Below are 19632 nucleotides of genomic sequence, written 5' to 3'. Positions count from 1 at the left end.
CCTAGTGGATTGGTAGGAAATGATGGAGTGTCCGGGGCCGCCCGCCGACCGTGCCGTACGCGCGGCTCGGCCGTCTCTCCTTCTGACCTCCCGCCGTCACATCGATCTCCTGCGTGTCTGCAGCGCGGCAAGCCCTCTCCCGACGCACCTCTGAGAACCAGAAGCCGGATCCGGACCCAGGGAGACACATGTCCGCCGCACCCTCGACCACCGTCCCGTCCCTCCCCTCTCCGCCGTCGTTCCGGGGCAGGATCGGCTGTGACGCGAGCAGTGGCTACTACGCCGTGTCGCGCCGCTACCGCCTCCACCTCTCGCTGTCCTGCCCCCACTGTCTGCGGATCGCCATCACCCACAGCCTGCTCGGTCTGGAAGAGACCCTCCCGGTGGCACTGTTGCCGGCCGTGCCCGAAAGCCCCGACGGCGGGCACTCCGCTCTGCGCCCGTTGTACGAGGCCAGCTCGCACCGGCATCCCGGACCGGCCACCGCGCCCGTGCTGAGCGACGACTGGACAGGACGGATCGTCAGCACGCACACGCCGGACATCCTCCGGGACCTGGCCCGGCACTTCGGTGGTGACGGCTCCGACCGGCCCGCCCTCTACCCGCACGGAGAGGAGGAGGAGATCGAGGCCGTCGGACACCTCTGCGAGTACCGCATCAACGAAGCCGCACAGCACGCCGGGCAGGCCGACGCCGACGTCACGGTGCGCCGGACCGCCCTCGGTTCCCTGCTCCGTGTGCTGGGCTCACTGGAGTGGCGGCTCGCCCACCAGGACTTCATCCTGGGCGACGAAATGACCGCCGCCGACGTGCAGTTGTGGGTGACCCTGGTGCAACTCGACACCGTTCACCGTCTGCACCTGGACGCCGCCGCGGTCCACCGCATCGCCGACCATCCGCACCTGTGGGCCTACGCCCGGCGACTGGCCGCCCACCCCGCCTTCGGCTCCCACCTCGACCTGGACGGCATCGCCCGCAGGCATCATGCGCACTGCCACGGGCTGGAGGCCGCCGGGGCGGCGGTGCAGATCCTGGACTGGGCCGGGTTGATCCCCGCCGATCGAATCGGGCTGCACAAGGCTGCAACAGACCAGCAATACAGCGGCTGTTGACGAACGGTGGCCGATGCACCGAGCATCGGTTGTAAGGAATACAAGGAATGCAATGCAACGAGTCGGCGGAGCCATCCGCGGAGAACTGAGGGGAGTCGCGATGCAGCGCCGTCGGCCGGTGTACGCCTACGACCCGGCCCTCGTTCCGCTCCGCGCCCCGCGCTGGATCGTGCGTCTTCACGTGGATCTGCGCCGCGTCAGCAGCGCCATCTGTCACGCCTGACCGCTCCGGCCGCCCGCACACCGCGTGCGGTCAACGCCATGTTTCCGCGCCCCTCTTCGCGCTTCTCCACGCTTTTTCGCGTGCCTTGGCGCGTTCTGAATTCCTCTTGAATTCGTCGTCGTTTTCTCGCTCTCCACGGCCAGGCTCACCCACGGCCCGGCTCACCCATGGCCTCGCATCCACGGCCGTACATACGGCCATGACCCACGGGAGATCACCGCATGCCCGTCCCCGTCGAAAACACGCTCACCGTCCGCCCTGTCGCGAGCCACGGCCGCGAGTCCGAGCTGATATCGGGCAGGCCGTTCACGGCGGACCACCGGGTTGTGGTCAGCGCCTGATGTTCACCGTCACAGCCATGCGTACCGCACCACTCCAGGCGGCCACAGCGGCCGCGACCGTGTCTCTGCTGCTGGCCGGCTGCTCGAACTCCGGCGCCACCGCCGGAGGCACGGACACCGCCCCCATCAAGACCAGGATTCCGAAGACCGTGTCAGCCGATACGTCCATCACCGTGGGAGCACCCGATCTCAAGGTGGCACTGAAGCTGTCCGGACAGCTCGACAAGCTGCCCTTCACGGTCAAATGGGCCAATCTCTCGGGCGGCCCGCAGTGCTCCGAGGCGTTTCGCGCCGGCTCTCTCGATCTGTGCTCGGCCGCGGAGATCCCCTCCATCCACGCCCACTGGACCGGACTGGACACCAGGCTGGTGGCGGCCAGGTTCCGCAAGGACCCGCTCAACCACCCCACCTACGAGCTCGGCATCGCGCCCGGCGCGAACATCGACACCCTCAAGGACCTGCGCGGCAAGAAGATCGCGTACAGCCCGGGACAGGCGCAGGGCGCCCTCGTCCTGCGCATCCTGGCCAAGGCCGGACTCACCAAGGAGGACGTACAGCTGGTCGAACTGCCCAGCACCGGGGACGTCTATCCGACCGCGCTGAGCAGCCGTCAGGTGGACGCGGCGCCGATCGGCGACGTCAACATCAGGCGCTATCCGGCGAAGTACGGCAAGGACGGGGCCCGAACCATCCAGCACGGGCTGCGCGACGACCCCGAACATCTGTGGACGCCGGCCGAGTCCGTGAAGGACCCGCAGAAGGCGGCCGCCATCAGAGAGCTGGTCAAGGTCTGGGCACGGGCGCAGATCTGGATCGACAAGCACCCGAAGGAATGGATCGAGGGCTACTACGTGAAGGACCAGGGCCTGACCCACGAGGACGGCGCGTATCTGGTCGAGCAGAGCGGTCATCCGGACATCCCGGCGGACTGGACGCCGGCCATCGGCCGCCAGCAGAAGACGGTCGACCTGTTGGCCGAGGAGACGGGCCAGGAGAAGTTCGACGCCTCGATTCTCTTCGACCGGCGGTACGAGTCGGTCGCGGCCCGTGCGATTGCGGCTGAGGCGCCGACAGAGCGGGAGCGCCCATGAGTACCGGACTTTCCAAAGAGAGGCTGGCACCGGCCAAGCCCGCGGGTCCGACTGATCCGGCCGCCGAGCCGTCGCCGGAGAGGGAGACTCCGGTGCCCGTGGCCCGGTTGCGCCCCCGTCGGCGGCTCGGTCCCGGCCGCCCCATCCCGTACGGCTGGGCTCTCGGCCCCTTGCTGCTGCTCGCCGTCTGGTCGGCCGGCTCGGCCGCCGGTCTCATCGATCCGCGGAACATATCCGAACCGTGGACGGTGGTCACCACGGCGAACGACCTCATCGCCCAGGGCAGGCTGCAGTCCAGCCTGTGGACATCGGCCCAACGCGTCCTGATCGGGCTGCTGTCCGGCGTGGCGGCCGGGCTCGTCCTGGCCTTGGTCTCCGGACTCAGCAGGCTCGGTGAAGCGGTGATCGACGGCCCTGTTCAGATCAAGCGAGCCATTCCCTCGCTGGCACTGATCCCGTTGTTGATCCTGTGGTTCGGCATCGGGGAGTCCATGAAGATCATCACGATCGCGCTGGCGGTCCTCGTCCCCGTCTACATCCACACCCACAACGGGCTGCGCACCATCGACAGCCGGTACGTCGAGCTTGCCGAGACCGTACGGCTGCGGCGGCATCAGTTCCTGCGCCATGTGGTGCTCCCCGGGGCGCTGCCCGGCTTCCTGCTCGGCATGCGCTTCGCCGTCACCAACGCCTGGCTGGCCCTGGTCGTCGTCGAGCAGGTCAACGCCACGAGCGGCATCGGCTACATGATGGAGCTGGCGCGAACGTACGGCCAGACCGAGATCATCATCGTCGGCCTGGTCGTGTACGGGCTCCTCGGCCTCGTATCGGACGGAGCGGTGCGGCTGGCCGAGAGGAGGGCGCTGTCATGGCGACGCACACTGGCCGGCTGACCGGGACGAACGCGGCAACCGTCGCGGAGGAGCGGCCGGCGGTCCGTATCGAAGGGCTGGTACGCGCCTTCGGGGACCGGAGGGTGCTCGACGGGCTCGATCTGACCATCCGTCCGGGGGAGTTCGTGGCCCTGCTCGGCCGCAGCGGCTCCGGCAAGAGCACCTTGCTGCGGGCGCTGGCCGGACTTGATCACGCGCTCACCGGGGCCGGCGAGCTGAGCGTGCCCGACCACGCCTCGGTGGTGTTCCAGGACGCCCGGCTGCTGCCGTGGAAACGCGTCCTGGGCAATGTCGTACTGGGACTTGACGGGCCGGACGCCGTCGAGCGCGGAACGGCGGCACTCGCGGAGGTCGGTCTCGCCGGCCGGGAGGGGGCCTGGCCCGTCGAACTGTCCGGCGGCGAGCAGCAACGGGTCTCCCTGGCGCGTTCCCTGGTACGCGAACCCCAACTCCTCCTCGCCGACGAGCCGTTCGGCGCACTCGACGCGCTGACCCGGATCCGGATGCACACACTGCTGCGGCGGCTGTGCGAGCGGCACCGGCCGGCGGTGCTGCTGGTGACCCATGACGTGGACGAGGCGATCGTGCTCGCCGACCGGGTCGCCGTACTGGACGAGGGCCGGATCGCGGCCGACCTCCCCGTGGACCTCCCGCCACCGCGCCACCACGGCGGCCCCGAATACACCGCCCTCCGTGACCGCCTGCTCGGCCTGCTCGGCGTCGACCAGCTGGACCAGATCGATCAGCCCGATCAGCCCGAGCCGGACGAGACCGTGCGATGACCCGCCGGCCCATCAACAACCAACCCACCCGCAAAGGAACTCACGTGAGACCGCTCCGCCTCCGCCCCGCCCTGATCACGCTCTCCTCGGCGGCCCTGTTGGCCACCGCGACGGCGGCCCCTCCCGCTGCCGCCTCGCCCGCCCCGGCGCGCACCTCGGTGGCTCTCGACTGGTACGACACCACGGCGGAGACCATTACGGCAGCCGGTGCACCGACCCAGGTCACCAACAGCCGTACCTGGGCTATCAGTTGGCTCGCGGCGGCGCGGGCCGCCCGGCAGGTGCCCGCGGGGGTCGACCGCGGTGACCGCGGCGACTTCCAGGACGCCGCGCTCGCCTCGGCGGTGCACCACTCCCTGACCGCGCTGGCGCCCGGCCGTACCGAGCAGCTGGACACCGCGCTGCGTCAGACCCTGGAGACAATCCCCGACGGCCCCGCCGAGGACCAGGGCGTGGCGGCCGGCGAACGGCAGGCCCGGCTCGCGCTGACGTCCCGGGAGGGCGACGGCCTCGACCCGGCATCGGTGAACGCGCCCTTCCCGGTGCCGCAGCCCGCGCCGGGCGTGTGGCAGCCGACGCCGCCCTCGAACGCCCCGGCCGCGCAGTACGGCAACCGACTCGCGCGACCCTTCGTGCTGGAGCGCGCCGACCAGTTCCGCCTGGGCCCGCCGCCTGCGCTGAACTCGGGCCGCTACCGGTCCGAACTGGCCGAGGTGCGCGCGTACGGAGCGAAGGACAGCACGCGACGCACTGCACAGCAGACGGAGACGGCCACCTTCTGGCTGGGTTCCTCACTGACTCTCTACACCGAACCGCTGCGCGTCGCGCTGGCCCGGTCCTCCGCCTCCACCGCACAGCGGGCGGAGCTGGTGGCCCTGTTCCACACCGCCCTGGTCGACACCCAGATCGCCACCTCCGACACCAAGTACGCCTACCTGCGCTGGCGTCCGGTCACCGCGCTCCGCACCGGGGAAATCGACCCCGACTCGGCATGGACCCCGCTGCACGACACACCGGCCCATCCCGACTACCCCAGCGGTCACAACACCTACTCGGGAGCGGCGGAGGCGGTGCTCACCGCGCTCGTCGGGCCGCGTACCGCACCGTTCGACCTGACCAGCCCCACCGCGCCGGGCGTGACCCGCACCTACACGAGCTGGCACCGGCTGACGGCAGAGAACGTGGACGCCCGGGTCTACTCGGGCATCCACACCCGCTCCGCCGACGAGGCCGGAGTCAGGCTCGGCACAGAGGTGGCCCGATACGTCCTGCGCCACGCCGAACGGCTGCTCAGTACGGGGTGAGTCGCGTGCTGCATCTGCACGCGGACGCCAGCGGATTGACGGACAGGCAGCACCGCATCTCGCTGGAACTGTTCCAGTCCGAGGTCGCCCCGGTGCTGCGCCGCGCGATCCCCGACCCGCCGTTCACTTGGGGCCCCGTGCTCCCCGTACCACCGATCCCTGAGGAGCCCGCCCATGTCTGACATCCGCCTCGGCGTACTCGACCTGGTCCCCATCTCGTCCGGCTCGTCGGCGGCCGACGCCCTGCGCAACTCGATCGACCTCGCGCAGCAGGCCGAGCGCTTCGGATACGCCCGCTACTGGTTCGCCGAACATCACCTGAATCCGGGTGTGGCCGGTACGTCCCCTGCAGTCGTCCTGGCGCTGACCGCCTCCGCCACCTCCACGATCAGGATCGGCTCCGGAGCCGTACAACTCGGTCACCGCACCGCCCTCTCCACCGTCGAGGAGTTCGGACTGATCGACGCCCTCCACCCCGGGCGACTCGACCTGGGCCTCGGCCGCTCCGGCGGACGTCCTCCCGGACAGACGGCGGAGCCGCGGCCGACCACGACGCCCGTCGTCGACGGGCACGCACCCAACGGCCTGAAGATCCCGCCGCGGTTCTCGCCGAAGCACCTGCTCGATTCGCCCCGATTCCTGCTCCAGCAGCGGCTGTTGCACCAGCCTGGCGCCCGCCCCGAGGACTACGGCGAGCAGGTCGACGACATCCTCGCGCTGCTGCGCGGCGACTACCGCTCGGCGGACGGGATCGAAGCGCATGCCGTACCCGGTGAGGGCGCCGAGGTGCAGGTGTGGATCCTCGGCAGCAGCGGCGGGCAGAGTGCCGATGTCGCGGGGCGCAACGGCCTGCGGTTCGCCGCGAATTACCACGTCAGCCCGGCCACCGTACTGGAGGCGGCCGAGGGTTACCGGGCCGCGTTCCAGCCGTCCGACCACCTCGACAAGCCCTACGTCAGCGTCTCCGCCGACGTAGTCGTCGCCGAGGACGATGCGACCGCCCGTGAACTGGCCACCGGCTACGGCCCGTGGGTCCGCAGCATCCGCTCCGCCGAGGGCGCCATCCCTTTCCCGACACCGGAGGAGGCCCGCGCCCACGTCTGGACGGAGGCGGACCGGGCACTGGTGGCCGACCGCGTCGACACCCAGTTCGTCGGCTCCCCGGGGCGCGTCGCCGACCAGCTCGAACAACTGCAGGAGGCCACCGGAGCCGACGAGTTGATCATCACCACCATCACCCACGGACACGCCGACCGGGTGCGGTCCTACCAACTCCTCGCAGAGGAATGGCAACGCCGATAGCCGGTCGCGGACTTCGACGACCGGCGGAGGAGCGGGAGACGCCGTCCTCTTGAGGGAGTGACCCCCGCCGGCCTACGGGGCCGGCGGGGGTCACTCCCTCAGTGGTCCGTGCGCCTTGGTCAGTCGTTCGTGCGGTCCGCGGTGACCTTGCCGGAGCTGGGGTTCACGCGCCAGTCGCTGCCCGTGCCGTCGGCGGCCGTGGTGTCGATCTCCCAGGCCTGGTCCTTGCTCTCCTCGTCGAGGCCGACGGAGGTCACCGTGCCCTTGGCGGCGGCGGCCTCGGCGGCCTCGGCGGCGGTTACGGAGCTGCCCTTCAGGGCGGCGCGGATCTGCGCGGTCTCGGCGGCGTCGTCGCCGTCTTCGTCCTTCTCGGTGTGCGAGCCGAGGACCTTGCCCTTGGCGGGGTCGATCTGGATGCTGTGCCAGGCGCCGCCCTTGGTCAGCACGTCGACGTCCCACACGTGGGCCGTGCCCTCGTCGTCCAGGTCGGCCGAGACCGCCGTACCCTTCGTGTGCTTCAGCGCCGCCTTGATCGCGTCGGCGGCGGTGATCTGCCCGGCCTTCGCGTCGGCGGCGTTCTCGGCCTTGTCCTCGGCGTCCTGGTCCTTGTCGCGGGCGGCCTGGTCCTCGGCCCTGTCCTGGGCCTTGTCGCCGGTGTCGTTGGCGTCGCCGCGGTCGTTGTCGTCGTTCGACACCGACACGGTCTTCTTCGCCGGCGCCTCGTCGTCGGCCGTGACCGCGATGGCGGTCGCGGTGCCGCCGCCGATCAGGGCGACGGCCGAGATGGTGGCGATCACGACGTTGCGCTTCATGGGATTCCTCCGGGATACGGCTGGTCATCTGCTGGTCGTCTGCTTTCGACGGGAACCAATCTGGCCGACCGACGCTGAAGCGAACCTGAAGCGTCCTGAAGGCCGCTTCAGGTTCGGTTTGCCAAGCTGCACGTATGCACCCATCCGTCTCCCCGCGCTCAACGCGATCCAGAGTGGAGGCCCGCCCGTGAAGCGCCGACTCGCCTCCGTGAGGGCCCGCGCCACCCTCGCCGCGACGCTCGTCGTCGCCATAGCCTTGGTCGCCGCGGGCACCGCCGTACTGATGTCGCTGCGGTTCAGCCTCACCGACAAGGCGGATGCCGAGGCTGACTCCGTGGCCCGCAACGCCGCTTCGGCGCTGGCGAACGGCTTCGCGTACGACGAGCTGAATCTGCCGGACGGCGACGAGAACCCCGTAGAGGTCCTGGACCGGAACGAGAAGCCCGTCGCGGCCGGCGAGGACGTCGAGGCCATGAATGTCACCGCCGTCGCCTCGAAGCGGCTGAACTCCGAGACCAACGACGACGCCGACGACAAGGCGGAGGGCGATCGCGAGGCGGAGGACGGCGGCACTCTCTCCGCCGGGGAGATCACCGACGAGACCTGGTACGGAGAGGGCACCGCCACCGTCGAGGGCACGACCGCGGACTACCGGTTCGCCGCCGTCGACCTGATCACGCCGGGAGGCGTCCTGCTCACCGTCTACGCGGGCGCCCCGCTCTCCACCGAGGAAGAGGCCGTCGACACCGCGTTGACGACGATGCTCATAGGGCTGCCTCTGCTGCTGCTGACGGTCGGCAGCGTGACCTACGTCGTCACCAGGCGGGCGCTGCGCCCGGTCGAGGGCATCCGCGCCGAGATGGCCGCCATCACGGCCTCCGAGGACCTGTCACGGCGCGTCCCCGAGCCGGACACCCACGACGAGATCGCCCGCCTGGCCCGCACGACGAACGAGACCCTCGCCGCCCTGGAGACCTCGGTCGAGCGGCAGCGCGCGTTCGTCGCCGACGCCTCGCACGAGTTGCGCAGCCCCATCGCGTCCCTGCGCACCCAGCTCGAAGTGGGCGCCGCACACCCGGAGTTGCTGGACCTGGACGGCGCCGTCGAGGACACCGTACGACTGCAGAGCCTCGCCGCCGACCTGTTGCTGCTCGCCCGGCTGGACGCGGGAGAGCGGCCACCGCCGGACGCGCGCTTCGACCTGGCGAAGGCCGTGGCGGAGGAGGTGTCCTCCCGGGACTCCCGGGACGGAGTGACCCTCGACAGCGTCAAGTCCGCGGAGGTACGCGGCTCCCGCAACCAGATCTGCCGTGTCCTCGGCAACCTCCTGGACAACGCCCACCGCCACGCCCGCGACCGCGTCGCCGTCACCCTGCGCACCGACGCCGGCCAGGCGGTCCTCCAGGTCGCCGACGACGGCTCGGGCGTCCCCCTCGCCGACCGCGACCGCATCTTCGAACGCTTCGTCCGCCTCGACGAATCCCGAGCTCGAGACGACGGCGGCGCAGGCCTGGGCCTCGCCATCGCCAAGGACATCGCCACCCGCCACGGAGGCACCCTGACCGTCACCGACGCCCCAGGCGGAGGCGCCTTGTTCGAACTGAGGCTGCCGCTCACCGGCCGGGCGGCTCACCAGGATGACTGACGACTGAGCCGTACTCAGATGTCCCCTCAGTTTTCCTCTCAGATGTCGCGGAAGATCTCGATCTGAGCCCCCACCGTGTTGAGCCGCTCCGCCAGGTCCTCGTACCCCCGGTTGATGACGTACACGTTCCGCAGCACCGACGTGCCCTCGGCCGCCATCATCGCCAGCAGCACGACCACGGCCGGGCGCAGCGCGGGTGGGCACATCATCTCGGCGGCGCGCCAGCGGGTCGGGCCCTCTACCAACACCCGGTGGGGGTCGAGGAGTTGGAGGCGGCCGCCCAGGCGGTTCAGATCCGTCAGGTAGATCGCGCGGTTGTCGTAGACCCAGTCGTGGATAAGGGTCTTGCCTTGCGCGGAGGCCGCGATGGCGGCGAAGAAGGGGACGTTGTCGATGTTCAGGCCCGGGAACGGCATCGGGTGGATTTTGTCGATCGGCGCCTCCAGTTTGGAGGGGCGGACCAGCAGGTCGACCAGTCGCGTACGGCCGTTGTCCGCGAAATATTCCGGCGTACGGTCGTGATCGAGGCCCATCTCCTCCAGGACCGCCAGCTCGATCTCCAGGAACTCGATCGGTACACGACGCACCGTCAGCTCGGACTCGGTGACGACGGCGGCGGCCAGCAGGCTCATCGCCTCGACCGGGTCCTCCGAGGGCGAGTAGTCCACGTCCACGTCGATGTTCGGCACGCCGTGCACGGTCAGCGTCGTCGTACCGATGCCTTCCACCCGTACGCCCAGGGCTTCCAGGAAGAAGCACAGGTCCTGGACCATGTAGTTGGACGAGGCGTTGCGGATGACGGTCACGCCGTCGTGGCGTGCGGCGGCGAGCAGCGCGTTCTCGGTCACCGTGTCGCCGCGCTCGGTCAGCACGATCGGTCGGCCGGGAGTGACGGACCGGTCCACCTGTGCGTGGTAGAGCCCCTCGGTGGCGGTGATCTCCAGACCGAAGCGGCGCAGCGCGATCATGTGCGGTTCGATCGTGCGGGTACCGAGGTCGCAACCGCCCGCGTACGGCAGCTTGAACTGGTCCATACGGTGCAGCAACGGGCCGAGGAACATGATGATCGAGCGCGTACGGCGGGCCGCCTCCGCGTCGATGGTGCCCAGGTCCAGGTCCGCCGGCGGCACGATCTCCAGGTCCACCCCGTCGTTGATCCAGCGGGTGCGTACGCCGATGGAGCCGAGCACCTCGAGAAGGCGGTACACCTCCTCGATGCGGGCCACCCGGCGCAGCACCGTGCGCCCCTTGTTCAGGAGGGTCGCGCACAGCAGCGCCACGCACGCGTTCTTGCTCGTCTTCACGTCGATGGAGCCGGAGAGCCGACGGCCGCCGACCACTCGCAGATGCATCGGACCCGCGTATCCGAGCGAGACGATCTCGCTGTCCAGGGCTTCACCGATGCGGGCGATCATCTCAAGACTGATGTTCTGGTTCCCGCGTTCGATGCGGTTCACGGCGCTCTGACTGGTGCTGAGCGCTACGGCCAGCTGTGTCTGTGTCCAGCCACGGTGCTGACGGGCGTCACGGATGAGCTTGCCGATGCGTACGAGGTAGTCGTCTGCCATGCCGGAAGGCTATCTCGGATATGAGATGTCGCCTTCCCGGGGGGTCCATTCGGGTGACGGGTCCTCAGGCCCGGCCGCGAAGACGCCTGGTGAGGGCGGCACCGCGACGACGCCGGGTTTCTGTGCTTGTCCTGCGCCACCCGAAGGGCCCGGGCAGATCGAACGATGTGGTACGCCGCCCGGTGCTGCTGCGCGTGTGCCGAGGCCCGTGCCGCCCGCCCGTGGTGATGGACCAGGAACGCCGGTTGATGTTCAACCGCACTCCCGGCAGGATCCGGAAACTCTTACGGAATGTGAGGGGCATGACTGCCTCCTTTCCTCCCCGGATGGGTACCCGGGATTCTCATCCCGGGATGGGTACCCGGGATCGGGGACGACACGCCGCACCGCACGGCCACCGGCTGCTTGTGGAGGTACGGTGCGGCCCCGCGCCCCTTCGTCGAAGGGGCGCGGGGTTGTGGCTGCGGGAGTCTCACTGCCCGGCCGTTATCCCAAACGGACCCCGGCCTTCTCCGGCAATTCCAGGCGCTCGCCCCGGAACCGTGTCCGCAGTGCGCGATCATGCGTGACCAGGACGATCGCGCCCGGGTAGCCGGCCAGCGCCGCCTCCAGTTCCTCGACCAGCGCCGGGGACAGGTGGTTCGTCGGCTCGTCGAGCAGCAGGAGGTCCGCGGGTTCCGAAACCAGCCGTGCCAGGTCCACGCGGCGGAGCTGACCGTACGACAACTCGCCGATGCGCAGCCGAAGTTCCGCCGGGCGGAACAGGCCGAGGGCCAGCAGCGCGTCCGCGTGCTCGTCGGTGGAGCCCACGCGGCCCAGCGCGAACGCCTCCGCCACCGTCAGGTCCGGCGGCCACGGCGTCTCGTCCTGGCGCAGATGGCCCACCCGGCCCGGTACCTCCACCGAGCCCTCGTCGGGCCGCAGTTCACCGGCGAGGAGCTTCAGCAGCGTGGTCTTGCCCGCGCCGTTGGGGCCGGTGACCAGCAGCCGGCCGGAGCGGCCGAGGACGAGGGAGTCCAGGCGGAGGCGGTCTCCCACGCGTACGTCCGACAGCTGGACGGAGGGGAGTTCCGCCGCCGACGCATCCGCGCCGTTCCCGGCCGTACCGACCTGCGCGGTGAACGTCAGCGGCTCCGGGGGCGGCGCCACCGGGTTCGACGTCAGCCGGTCGACGCGCTCGCGGGCGTTGCGGATCCGGGCCATCACGCCGTGCGCCCGGCCGCGGGCCCGGAAACCGCCGTGGCCGAAGTTGGCCAGCGGCGCCTTGCGCGGGATGCCGTCGAGGCGGACCGCATGGCCGACGGCCAGCCGCTCGTTGCGGGCCAACTCGGCCCGCCAGTCCTCGTACTCCTGGAGCCGGCTGCGGCGTTCCGCGGCCTTGGCGGTGCGGTAGCCGGCGTAGCCGTCTCCGTACCGGGTGACCTTTCCCGCCTCGGCCTCCAGGATCGTGGAGGTCAGGCGTTCCAGGAAGACGCGGTCGTGGGTGACCGCGAGCACCGTGCCGCGGTGGGCCCGCAGTTGCTCCTCCAGCCACTGAACGGCCTGGTCGTCCAGGTCGTTCGTCGGCTCGTCCAGGAGCAGCAGCTCAGGACGGCCGGCGAGGACGGCGGCCAGGGCCAGCCGGGAGCGTTCGCCGCCGGAGAGGGTGCCGAGTCGTCGGTCGCGGGGGAGGGCGGGCAGGCCGAGATGGTGCAGGGCGAGGTCGACGCGGTGGTCGGCGTCGTAGCCGCCGCGTGCCTCGTAGCGTTCGAGGAGGGCGGCGTACGCGGCGAGTGCTGCCGGGTCCGCACCGTCGCCGAGCGCCTGCTCGGCCCGGCGCAGCTCCGCCTCCAGTGCGCGCAGGTCCGCGAGGGCCAGGTCGACGGCGTCCTGGACGGTGTCGGTCGGAGGCAGGGGGATGGTCTGCGGCAGGTAACCGATGCCGCCGGCGGCGGTCACGGTCAACTCGCCGCTGTCCGGGCGCTCTTGGCCCGCGATGAGCTTGAGGAGGGTGGACTTGCCGGAGCCGTTGTCGCCGATCAGCCCGGCCTTCTCGCCCGGCTTCAGCGTGAAGGAGACCTGGTCGAGGACGGTGCGGCCGGGATAGCGCTTGGTGACGTGGTGAAGGGTGAGTTGTGAGCCGCGCATGTGCGGTTCCCTCCTGGCCGCGGGCTTCGGCCCGGGCCGGATCGGGTGGATGAGAGGGCACGACGGGGCGCGGCGACGGCGGAGCGGTGCTCTACGCCATCGGCGCCGGCTTTCTCACAGGGAACCCATGCGGAGGACCGTACGGCATGGCGGAGGGTTTGGCAAGACGATACGTCTCGTCGCGCAAGTGGGTGCGTGCGGGGCCGGGCGCATCGCGACCCGACCCGGCCCGGCTCGGCCCCCGACCATGGGCGCATGCGGGACTCTCGGCCCGGGCCAGTTCACCTGCCCTGTTGGACAGGCGCTGTCAGGGCTCGCAGAACTCGGTCTCGACGGCCGCGTCCTCCAGTCGCTGCTCGCCCCAGTCGCCGTTGCGGTTCATGGTCATGACGCGTCGGCCGTCCGCCGAAGCGAGCGTCCGGGTCGCGGAGCCGGGGATCATGCCGCCGTGGCCCCATGCCCAGCAGTCCTCCTTGAGCTTGAAGTGCCGTATGCCGAGGCCGTAGCGGTCCTGTGGGCCACCGTGTCCCTTGTCCCCGTCGACGTGGACCGCGTCGAGCAGCTGCCGTTGCTGGGCGGGCGGCAGCAGCTCACCGGCCAGCAGCTTGGACAGGAACGTGTTCACGTCTCCGACGGTCGAGATCATCTGTCCGGCGGAGAAGGCGACGGTGGGGCTGAACTCGGTGACGTCGCGCACTTTCGCCTCCGGCCCGTCCTCGAACAGCGTGGAGTAGTGCCTCGCGTGCGGTGCGGGCAGTCGGGGCGAGGTGCCCGGCACACTCGTGTCGCGCAGGCCGAGCGGCCGGATGACGAGACGCTCGACCGCCTGCGCGTAGGTGCCGCCGGTGGCCTTCTCGATGACCATGCCGGCGAGGATGTAGTTGGTGTCGGAGTAGTCCCACCTGCCTGGCCTGCCGGGCTTGCTGCCCTGCTCCGGCTGGAAGTTGGGCGGGTGGGCGAGCGCGATGTCCACCAGCTCTTCCGGGGACCACCTGTTGTGGCGGTTCCGGTCGAACTCGTCCCCCGCGTACAGGGCGCGGAAGCCTTCGTCCATGTTGTAGTCGAAGATGCCGCTCGTGTGGTTGAGCAGGTGCCGCACGGTGATGCTCCCGGGCCGGTAGCCCTTGCCGCGCACCACCCCGGGCAGCCATTCCTCCACGCTGTCGTCCAGCGAAAGCCTGCCCTCGGCTTCGAGCCGGAGCAGCACCGTGGCGGTGAAGGTCTTGGTCACGCTGGCGATACGGAACTTCTCGCTGGTGCTCCTCGGCCGCTCGGCGACCAGGTCACCGACACCGGCCCGGCCATCCCACACACCGCGCGCGTCACGTACCCGGGCGATGACGCCTGGAGTGCCTTGCGCGACGATCTCGTCCAGTACGGCCTGGGTCTTCGCGTGCGCGGCCTGGTCGCTCGAGGGTAATCGGGGCGGAGCATCGTGGGGTGGCACAGCCGGTGCGCCGGTGGCGGCGGCGATCGTTCCCAGGGTGACGGCTGCGACGGCAAGGGCGATGGGGAGTCCACGAGAGGACCGTTGACGGCTCATGAGAACAGCTCACCAGGCGCCCCATCCCCACACCATCGGGAATGTCCCGGAACGGGATCGGGGACCCCACCTAGGGACCCCAAGAGGGGACCTAGGGGTTGCCGCCCGCACGAGGGTCGCGAACGTCCCGTTGAGACGAGACAAAGGACACCGGGCATGACCGAACAGCGGTCATGTACTAGAGTTATCTCGACATCGAGATATCTGCCGAGGCGTACCTCAGCCGCACGGACCGGTAAGGGTCACCTAACTTAGCCTTACCTTAGCTGATCGGCCAACCGGCGTGGCGGCAGGATGCGGTGGTACGCGCACATGAATGAAGGAGACTGTCGTGTCGGCGAACAGCTTCGACGCCCGCGCCACACTGAACGTGGGCGACGAGTCGTACGAGATCTTCCGGCTGGACAAGGTGGAAGGCTCGGCTCGCCTTCCGTACAGCCTGAAGGTGCTGCTGGAGAACCTGCTCCGGACCGAGGACGGCGCGAACATCACCGCCGACCACATCCGGGCCTTGGGCGGCTGGGACTCGCAGGCCCAGCCCAGCCAGGAGATCCAGTTCACCCCCGCCCGTGTGATCATGCAGGACTTCACCGGCGTGCCCTGTGTCGTCGACCTCGCCACCATGCGTGAGGCCGTCAAGGAGCTCGGCGGCGACCCGGCGAAGGTCAATCCGCTCTCCCCGGCCGAGCTGGTCATCGACCACTCCGTCATCGCCGACAAGTTCGGCACCAACGAGGCCTTCGCGCAGAACGTCGAGCTGGAGTACGGCCGCAACCGCGAGCGCTACCAGTTCCTGCGCTGGGGCCAGACCGCCTTCGACGACTTCAAGGTCGTCCCGCCCGGCACCGGCATCGTCCACCAGGTCAACATCGAGCACCTGGCCCGTACGGTCATGGTCCGCAACGGCCAGGCGTACCCCGACACCCTCGTCGGCACCGACTCGCACACCACCATGGTCAACGGCCTTGGTGTGCTGGGCTGGGGCGTCGGCGGTATCGAGGCCGAGGCCGCGATGCTCGGCCAGCCCGTCTCGATGCTCATCCCGCGTGTCGTCGGCTTCAAGCTCACCGGTGAGCTCAAGCCCGGCACGACCGCCACCGACCTCGTGCTGACCATCACCGAGATGCTCCGCAAGCACGGCGTCGTCGGCAAGTTCGTCGAGTTCTACGGAGAGGGCGTCGCCGCCACCTCCCTCGCGAACCGCGCCACCATCGGCAACATGTCGCCGGAGTTCGGCTCCACCGCCGCGATCTTCCCGATCGACGACGAGACCATCAAGTACCTGAAGCTGACCGGCCGTTCGCAGCAGCAGCTCGCGCTCGTCGAGTCGTACGCCAAGGAGCAGGGCCTCTGGCTCGACCCGGCCGCCGAGCCCGACTTCTCCGAGAAGCTGGAGCTCGACCTTTCCACGGTCGTCCCGTCGATCGCCGGCCCGAAGCGCCCGCAGGACCGCATCGTCCTCGCGAACGCCGCCGAGCAGTTCAAGAGCGACGTACGCAACTACGTCGACGACGTGGACGAGGCTGGCCAGGAGTCCTTCCCGGCCTCCGACGCCCCGGCCGTCGCCCCCAACGGCGCCCCGAGCCGCCCGACCACCGTCACCGCCCCCGACGGCTCGACGTACGAGATCGACCACGGTGCCGTGACGGTCGCGGCCATCACCTCCTGCACCAACACCTCGAACCCGTACGTCATGGTCGCCGCCGCGCTTGTGGCCAAGAAGGCGGTCGAGAAGGGCCTGACGCGCAAGCCCTGGGTCAAGACCACCCTCGCCCCCGGCTCCAAGGTCGTCACCGACTACTTCGACAAGGCGGGCCTGACCCCGTACCTCGACAAGGTCGGCTTCAACCTCGTCGGCTACGGCTGCACCACCTGCATCGGCAACTCCGGCCCGCTGCCGGAGGAGGTCTCCAAGGCCGTCAACGAGCATGACCTGGCGGTCACTTCGGTCCTCTCCGGCAACCGCAACTTCGAGGGCCGGATCAACCCCGACGTCAAGATGAACTACCTGGCGTCCCCGCCGCTGGTCGTCGCGTACGCCATCGCGGGCTCCATGAAGGTGAACATCACCAAGGACGCGCTGGGCACCGACCAGGACGGCAAGCCCGTATACCTCGAGGACATCTGGCCGACCGAGGCCGAAGTCAACGACGTCGTCGCGAACGCCATCGGCGAGGACATGTTCAACAAGTCCTACGCCGACGTCTTCGCGGGCGACGCTCAGTGGCAGGCGCTGCCGATCCCGACCGGCAACACCTTCGAGTGGGACCCGCAGTCCACGTACGTCCGCAAGCCCCCGTACTTCGAGGGCATGACGATGGAGACCACGCCGGTCACCGACTTCACCGGCGCGCGCGTGCTGGCCAAGCTGGGCGACTCGGTCACCACCGACCACATCTCCCCGGCCGGCGCCATCAAGGCCGACACCCCGGCGGGCAAGTACCTCACCGAGCACGGGGTCGAGCGCCGCGACTTCAACTCGTACGGTTCCCGCCGCGGCAACCACGAGGTCATGATCCGCGGTACGTTCGCCAACATCCGTCTGCGCAACCAGATCGCGCCGGGCACCGAGGGCGGATACACCCGCGACTTCACGCAGCCGGACGCGCCGGTCTCCTTCATCTACGACGCCTCGCGCAACTACATCGAGCAGGGCATCCCGCTGGTCGTCCTGGCCGGCAAGGAGTACGGCTCGGGTTCGTCGCGTGACTGGGCGGCCAAGGGCACGGCGCTGCTGGGCGTCAAGGCCGTCATCGCCGAGTCGTACGAGCGCATCCACCGCTCGAACCTCATCGGCATGGGCGTACTCCCGCTCCAGTTCCCGGAGGGCGCCACGGCCGAGTCCCTGGGCCTGACCGGCGAGGAGACCTTCTCCTTCACCGGCGTGACCGAACTGAACGAGGGCCGCACGCCCCGCACGGTCAAGGTCACCACGGACACGGGCGTCGAGTTCGACGCGGTCGTCCGCATCGACACCCCCGGCGAGGCGGACTACTACCGCAACGGCGGGATCATGCAGTACGTGCTTCGCCAACTTGTCGGTTGATGAGCTGATCGGCTCGGATGTCGGAGGATCTGGTCGCTGACCCGCTGCCACAACGGCCGTCGCACCAGAATCTCGCACAAGCGCCCCGTCAGGCTTCGGCCTGGCGGGGCGCTTGCTGGTTCATGCTCGACACGGCGGGCGAGTTGAAGCGGGCGGGCTCGGGCGTTGAGATACGGCTTCTTTAAACCCGAGTAGTTGCTGCGGCCTTCCGCGCCGGGGATTGCGCTCCCCCTCAGGCCTGGGGCCGGCGCGCCTGCTCAGCGGCTTGAGCGAGGCTCGCCAGCTGTGGATTTTCCTGGTGGGTCACGGTGAGTTTGAATCGGCTGATGCGCCATCCCTTCGGCGTACGGACCGCCTCGGTATCGTAGAAACCCACCACCAGCCAGCGGTCGGGTCCGTCACCGACGAGTTCCACCGGAAGCCAGTGCTCGGCACGCACGTGCGCATGAATCGTCGCACTGTCGCCGTCGATGGTGACGACGTGACCGGTGATCGCGTGGTGGGTCGCAGCGAAGGGCGCCAAGGTTGTGCGGAGGAGCTCGACGCAGTCACGCAGCGAAGCAGTTACCGCCGGCATGCCGGTAACTGCTTCGAAATCCACCGTCAGCGGATCGGTGCAAATGCGACTGGGCAGGTGGGTGAACTCCTTCATATCCGCAATATCGGCATATCGGCTCAGCAGCTCGGCGAGATCAATACGGTCGTCCATAACGTCCCTTTGCTTGACGGACTTTGTTGCCTGACCAGACGGGGATCGGGGCTTTACCGTTGAACCGGGCGAAGGCGGCCGGGGCAGACCGGTCCGCTCGGTGATGAAGTGGATCTTCGACCCGTACGTGCCCCGGTCGACAGACATCCGATGCAGTTGGTCTGTCAAGTCAGGTAGTGGGTCGGCGGTTGCATCGTGCTGTGGTGATTCGTGTGAGGCCCCGGAGCGGGAAGGTCGATGAAGCGGTTTTCCTCCATGACCTGGTAGCCGGCGCTCGTGTACAGGTTCATTGCCGCCTCGTTGCCGCCCCACACGGTGAACATCAGCGCCGAGTCGCCGGCTGCGAGCGTTGCCTGTTCGCCGGCCGCCATGGCGGCTCGACCGTACCCTTTGCGGCGGTGCTGCTCCTGGATGTACAGCGAGTAGCCGTAGGTGACTCCCGGGAGGTACCCGTGCTTCAACCAGCCAGTGCCGATCTGCTCGCCGGACGCCTCGAGCACCAGGAACGTGTTGTCGGGCGTCGCCAGGCCCTCAGGAATCAGCTTCGCAAAGTCGCGGTCGGACTTACGTACGGCCTCCTTGGGGCTCAGGGCTCCCGCCAGGACGATGTCGCCGACGTAGGCGGCCTTCTCGGAGGCGAGCCACTCGGGATATTCGGCTTGTGTCATCGGCCGTGCGGTGACGCCATCGAGTGGTTCCGGCGGGGAACTGATCAGCCGCGTCCTGAGCTGGCCGCGGACGCGGTAACCGTCGAACAGTTCGCCGGCGGGCTCGGTGAGCCGTATGTCCAGCCGGTGTGCGCCGCGCTCCGCGCACCATGCCTCTGCCCAGTCTCGGGCGGCCTGCTCGTGCCCCCGGCCGGCGTGGAGCGCGTCGACGCGGAGGTCGCCGATACGGCCCGCGAGCGTGCCGTTGTCGTCAACCACGACCACGGCGACGTATCCCACTCGGGTCCCGGCGTCCGTGATCTCGGCGACAGTCCAGTCGCTGATGCTGGCGCGTACGTCCTCGAGCATGCGCTCCGCCGCGGCCGCACCTGGCCCGGCCGCCGTGTACGAGGCGTGTAGCCGCCGCTCGAAGTCCTTCTGCCATTCCGTCTTGTCATCCAGGAGCTTGAAAGCTGTCATCTGATCA

The 19632-nt window shown here is 69.4% G+C and carries 16 protein-coding genes and 1 pseudogene; 10 read left to right on the top strand and 7 right to left on the bottom strand.

Features of this window, described 5'->3' with window-relative positions:
- Positions 1-188 precede the first annotated feature (188 nt).
- The 8 genes and pseudogenes from ACQEVY_RS11420 to ACQEVY_RS11385 all read left to right on the top strand — a co-directional run bounded on the left by ACQEVY_RS11420 (position 189) and on the right by ACQEVY_RS11385 (position 7048).
- The gene (locus ACQEVY_RS11420) at positions 189-1112 is read left to right on the top strand and encodes a glutathione S-transferase C-terminal domain-containing protein (protein WP_432947441.1); all 924 of its coding nucleotides are present in this window, start codon (positions 189-191) and stop codon (positions 1110-1112) included.
- Between the two features lie 52 nt (positions 1113-1164).
- Positions 1165-1335: a putative leader peptide gene (locus ACQEVY_RS11415; protein ID WP_432947439.1), complete on the top strand. Its 171-nt coding sequence runs from the start codon at positions 1165-1167 to the stop codon at positions 1333-1335.
- Positions 1336-1693: 358 nt separating this feature from the next.
- Positions 1694-2767, top strand: coding sequence for an ABC transporter substrate-binding protein (locus tag ACQEVY_RS11410; RefSeq protein ID WP_432947437.1), 1074 nt, complete (start codon positions 1694-1696; stop codon positions 2765-2767).
- Complete coding sequence (locus ACQEVY_RS11405; RefSeq protein WP_432947435.1) at positions 2764-3660, top strand: ABC transporter permease; 897 nt, start codon at positions 2764-2766, stop codon at positions 3658-3660. The genes ACQEVY_RS11410 and ACQEVY_RS11405 overlap by 4 nt, the downstream gene beginning before the upstream one ends.
- Positions 3636-4442 (top strand): ABC transporter ATP-binding protein, encoded by an 807-nt coding sequence (locus ACQEVY_RS11400; protein ID WP_432947433.1) that lies wholly within the window; start codon positions 3636-3638, stop codon positions 4440-4442. Before ACQEVY_RS11405 ends, ACQEVY_RS11400 begins: the two co-directional genes overlap by 25 nt.
- A 44-nt stretch (positions 4443-4486) precedes the next feature.
- On the top strand, positions 4487-5746 hold the full coding sequence (locus tag ACQEVY_RS11395; protein WP_432947431.1) for a vanadium-dependent haloperoxidase: 1260 nt from the start codon (positions 4487-4489) through the stop codon (positions 5744-5746).
- Between the two features lie 5 nt (positions 5747-5751).
- A pseudogene (locus ACQEVY_RS11390) lies at positions 5752-5928 on the top strand (LLM class flavin-dependent oxidoreductase); the annotation flags it as partial.
- Complete coding sequence (locus tag ACQEVY_RS11385) at positions 5921-7048, top strand: LLM class flavin-dependent oxidoreductase (RefSeq protein WP_432947429.1); 1128 nt, start codon at positions 5921-5923, stop codon at positions 7046-7048. The pseudogene ACQEVY_RS11390 and the gene ACQEVY_RS11385, both read left to right, overlap by 8 nt.
- A gap of 119 nt (positions 7049-7167) precedes the next feature.
- Here the strand turns inward: ACQEVY_RS11385 and ACQEVY_RS11380 are convergent, their stop codons facing one another.
- Entirely contained in the window at positions 7168-7860 is a 693-nt protein-coding gene (locus tag ACQEVY_RS11380) for a PepSY domain-containing protein (protein WP_432947427.1), read from the bottom strand.
- Positions 7861-8047: 187 nt separating this feature from the next.
- Between ACQEVY_RS11380 and ACQEVY_RS11375 the strand changes: the two genes are divergently transcribed.
- A complete protein-coding gene (locus ACQEVY_RS11375) occupies positions 8048-9505 on the top strand; it encodes an ATP-binding protein (protein WP_432947425.1) in 1458 nt (485 codons plus the stop codon).
- Between the two features lie 38 nt (positions 9506-9543).
- Here the strand turns inward: ACQEVY_RS11375 and ACQEVY_RS11370 are convergent, their stop codons facing one another.
- The 4 genes from ACQEVY_RS11370 to ACQEVY_RS11355 form a co-directional block, all read right to left on the bottom strand.
- Positions 9544-11073, bottom strand: coding sequence for a UDP-N-acetylglucosamine 1-carboxyvinyltransferase (locus ACQEVY_RS11370; protein WP_432947423.1), 1530 nt, complete (start codon positions 11071-11073; stop codon positions 9544-9546).
- Positions 11074-11137: 64 nt separating this feature from the next.
- The gene (locus tag ACQEVY_RS11365) at positions 11138-11377 is read right to left on the bottom strand and encodes a DUF4236 domain-containing protein (protein ID WP_432947421.1); all 240 of its coding nucleotides are present in this window, start codon (positions 11375-11377) and stop codon (positions 11138-11140) included.
- Between the two features lie 182 nt (positions 11378-11559).
- Entirely contained in the window at positions 11560-13200 is a 1641-nt protein-coding gene (locus ACQEVY_RS11360; protein WP_432947419.1) for a TlrC/CarA/OleB/SrmB family ABC-F type ribosomal protection protein, read from the bottom strand.
- Positions 13201-13507: 307 nt separating this feature from the next.
- Positions 13508-14743 (bottom strand): serine hydrolase domain-containing protein, encoded by a 1236-nt coding sequence (locus ACQEVY_RS11355; RefSeq protein ID WP_432947417.1) that lies wholly within the window; start codon positions 14741-14743, stop codon positions 13508-13510.
- 331 nt (positions 14744-15074) lie between these two features.
- Here ACQEVY_RS11355 and acnA point away from each other — a divergent pair, with 331 nt between their 5' ends.
- Positions 15075-17789: an aconitate hydratase AcnA gene (acnA, locus tag ACQEVY_RS11350; protein WP_432947415.1), complete on the top strand. Its 2715-nt coding sequence runs from the start codon at positions 15075-15077 to the stop codon at positions 17787-17789.
- Positions 17790-18021: 232 nt separating this feature from the next.
- Here the strand turns inward: acnA and ACQEVY_RS11345 are convergent, their stop codons facing one another.
- Positions 18022-18498: a nuclear transport factor 2 family protein gene (locus ACQEVY_RS11345; protein WP_033329089.1), complete on the bottom strand. Its 477-nt coding sequence runs from the start codon at positions 18496-18498 to the stop codon at positions 18022-18024.
- Positions 18499-18662: 164 nt separating this feature from the next.
- Positions 18663-19625, bottom strand: coding sequence for a GNAT family N-acetyltransferase (locus ACQEVY_RS11340; protein WP_432947413.1), 963 nt, complete (start codon positions 19623-19625; stop codon positions 18663-18665).
- Between the last annotated feature and the right edge of the window lie 7 nt (positions 19626-19632).

The organism is Streptomyces sp. CA-288835 (assembly GCF_050936385.1).
Taxonomy (GTDB): domain Bacteria; phylum Actinomycetota; class Actinomycetes; order Streptomycetales; family Streptomycetaceae; genus Streptomyces.
Note: the sequence above shows the minus strand (reverse complement) of the source record. Positions and strands in the feature narration are given on the sequence as shown.

Coding starts and splice junctions, on each gene's coding strand:
- ACQEVY_RS11420 (WP_432947441.1), top strand. CDS start 189: ATGTCCGCCGCACCCTCGACCACCGTCCCGTCCCTCCCCTCTCCGCCG.
- ACQEVY_RS11380 (WP_432947427.1), bottom strand. CDS start 7,860: ATGAAGCGCAACGTCGTGATCGCCACCATCTCGGCCGTCGCCCTGATC.
- ACQEVY_RS11410 (WP_432947437.1), top strand. CDS start 1,694: ATGCGTACCGCACCACTCCAGGCGGCCACAGCGGCCGCGACCGTGTCT.
- ACQEVY_RS11355 (WP_432947417.1), bottom strand. CDS start 14,743: ATGAGCCGTCAACGGTCCTCTCGTGGACTCCCCATCGCCCTTGCCGTC.
- ACQEVY_RS11345 (WP_033329089.1), bottom strand. CDS start 18,498: ATGGACGACCGTATTGATCTCGCCGAGCTGCTGAGCCGATATGCCGAT.
- ACQEVY_RS11405 (WP_432947435.1), top strand. CDS start 2,764: ATGAGTACCGGACTTTCCAAAGAGAGGCTGGCACCGGCCAAGCCCGCG.
- ACQEVY_RS11370 (WP_432947423.1), bottom strand. CDS start 11,073: ATGGCAGACGACTACCTCGTACGCATCGGCAAGCTCATCCGTGACGCC.
- ACQEVY_RS11400 (WP_432947433.1), top strand. CDS start 3,636: ATGGCGACGCACACTGGCCGGCTGACCGGGACGAACGCGGCAACCGTC.
- ACQEVY_RS11365 (WP_432947421.1), bottom strand. CDS start 11,377: ATGCCCCTCACATTCCGTAAGAGTTTCCGGATCCTGCCGGGAGTGCGG.
- ACQEVY_RS11415 (WP_432947439.1), top strand. CDS start 1,165: ATGCAACGAGTCGGCGGAGCCATCCGCGGAGAACTGAGGGGAGTCGCG.
- ACQEVY_RS11385 (WP_432947429.1), top strand. CDS start 5,921: ATGTCTGACATCCGCCTCGGCGTACTCGACCTGGTCCCCATCTCGTCC.
- ACQEVY_RS11360 (WP_432947419.1), bottom strand. CDS start 13,200: ATGCGCGGCTCACAACTCACCCTTCACCACGTCACCAAGCGCTATCCC.
- ACQEVY_RS11340 (WP_432947413.1), bottom strand. CDS start 19,625: ATGACAGCTTTCAAGCTCCTGGATGACAAGACGGAATGGCAGAAGGAC.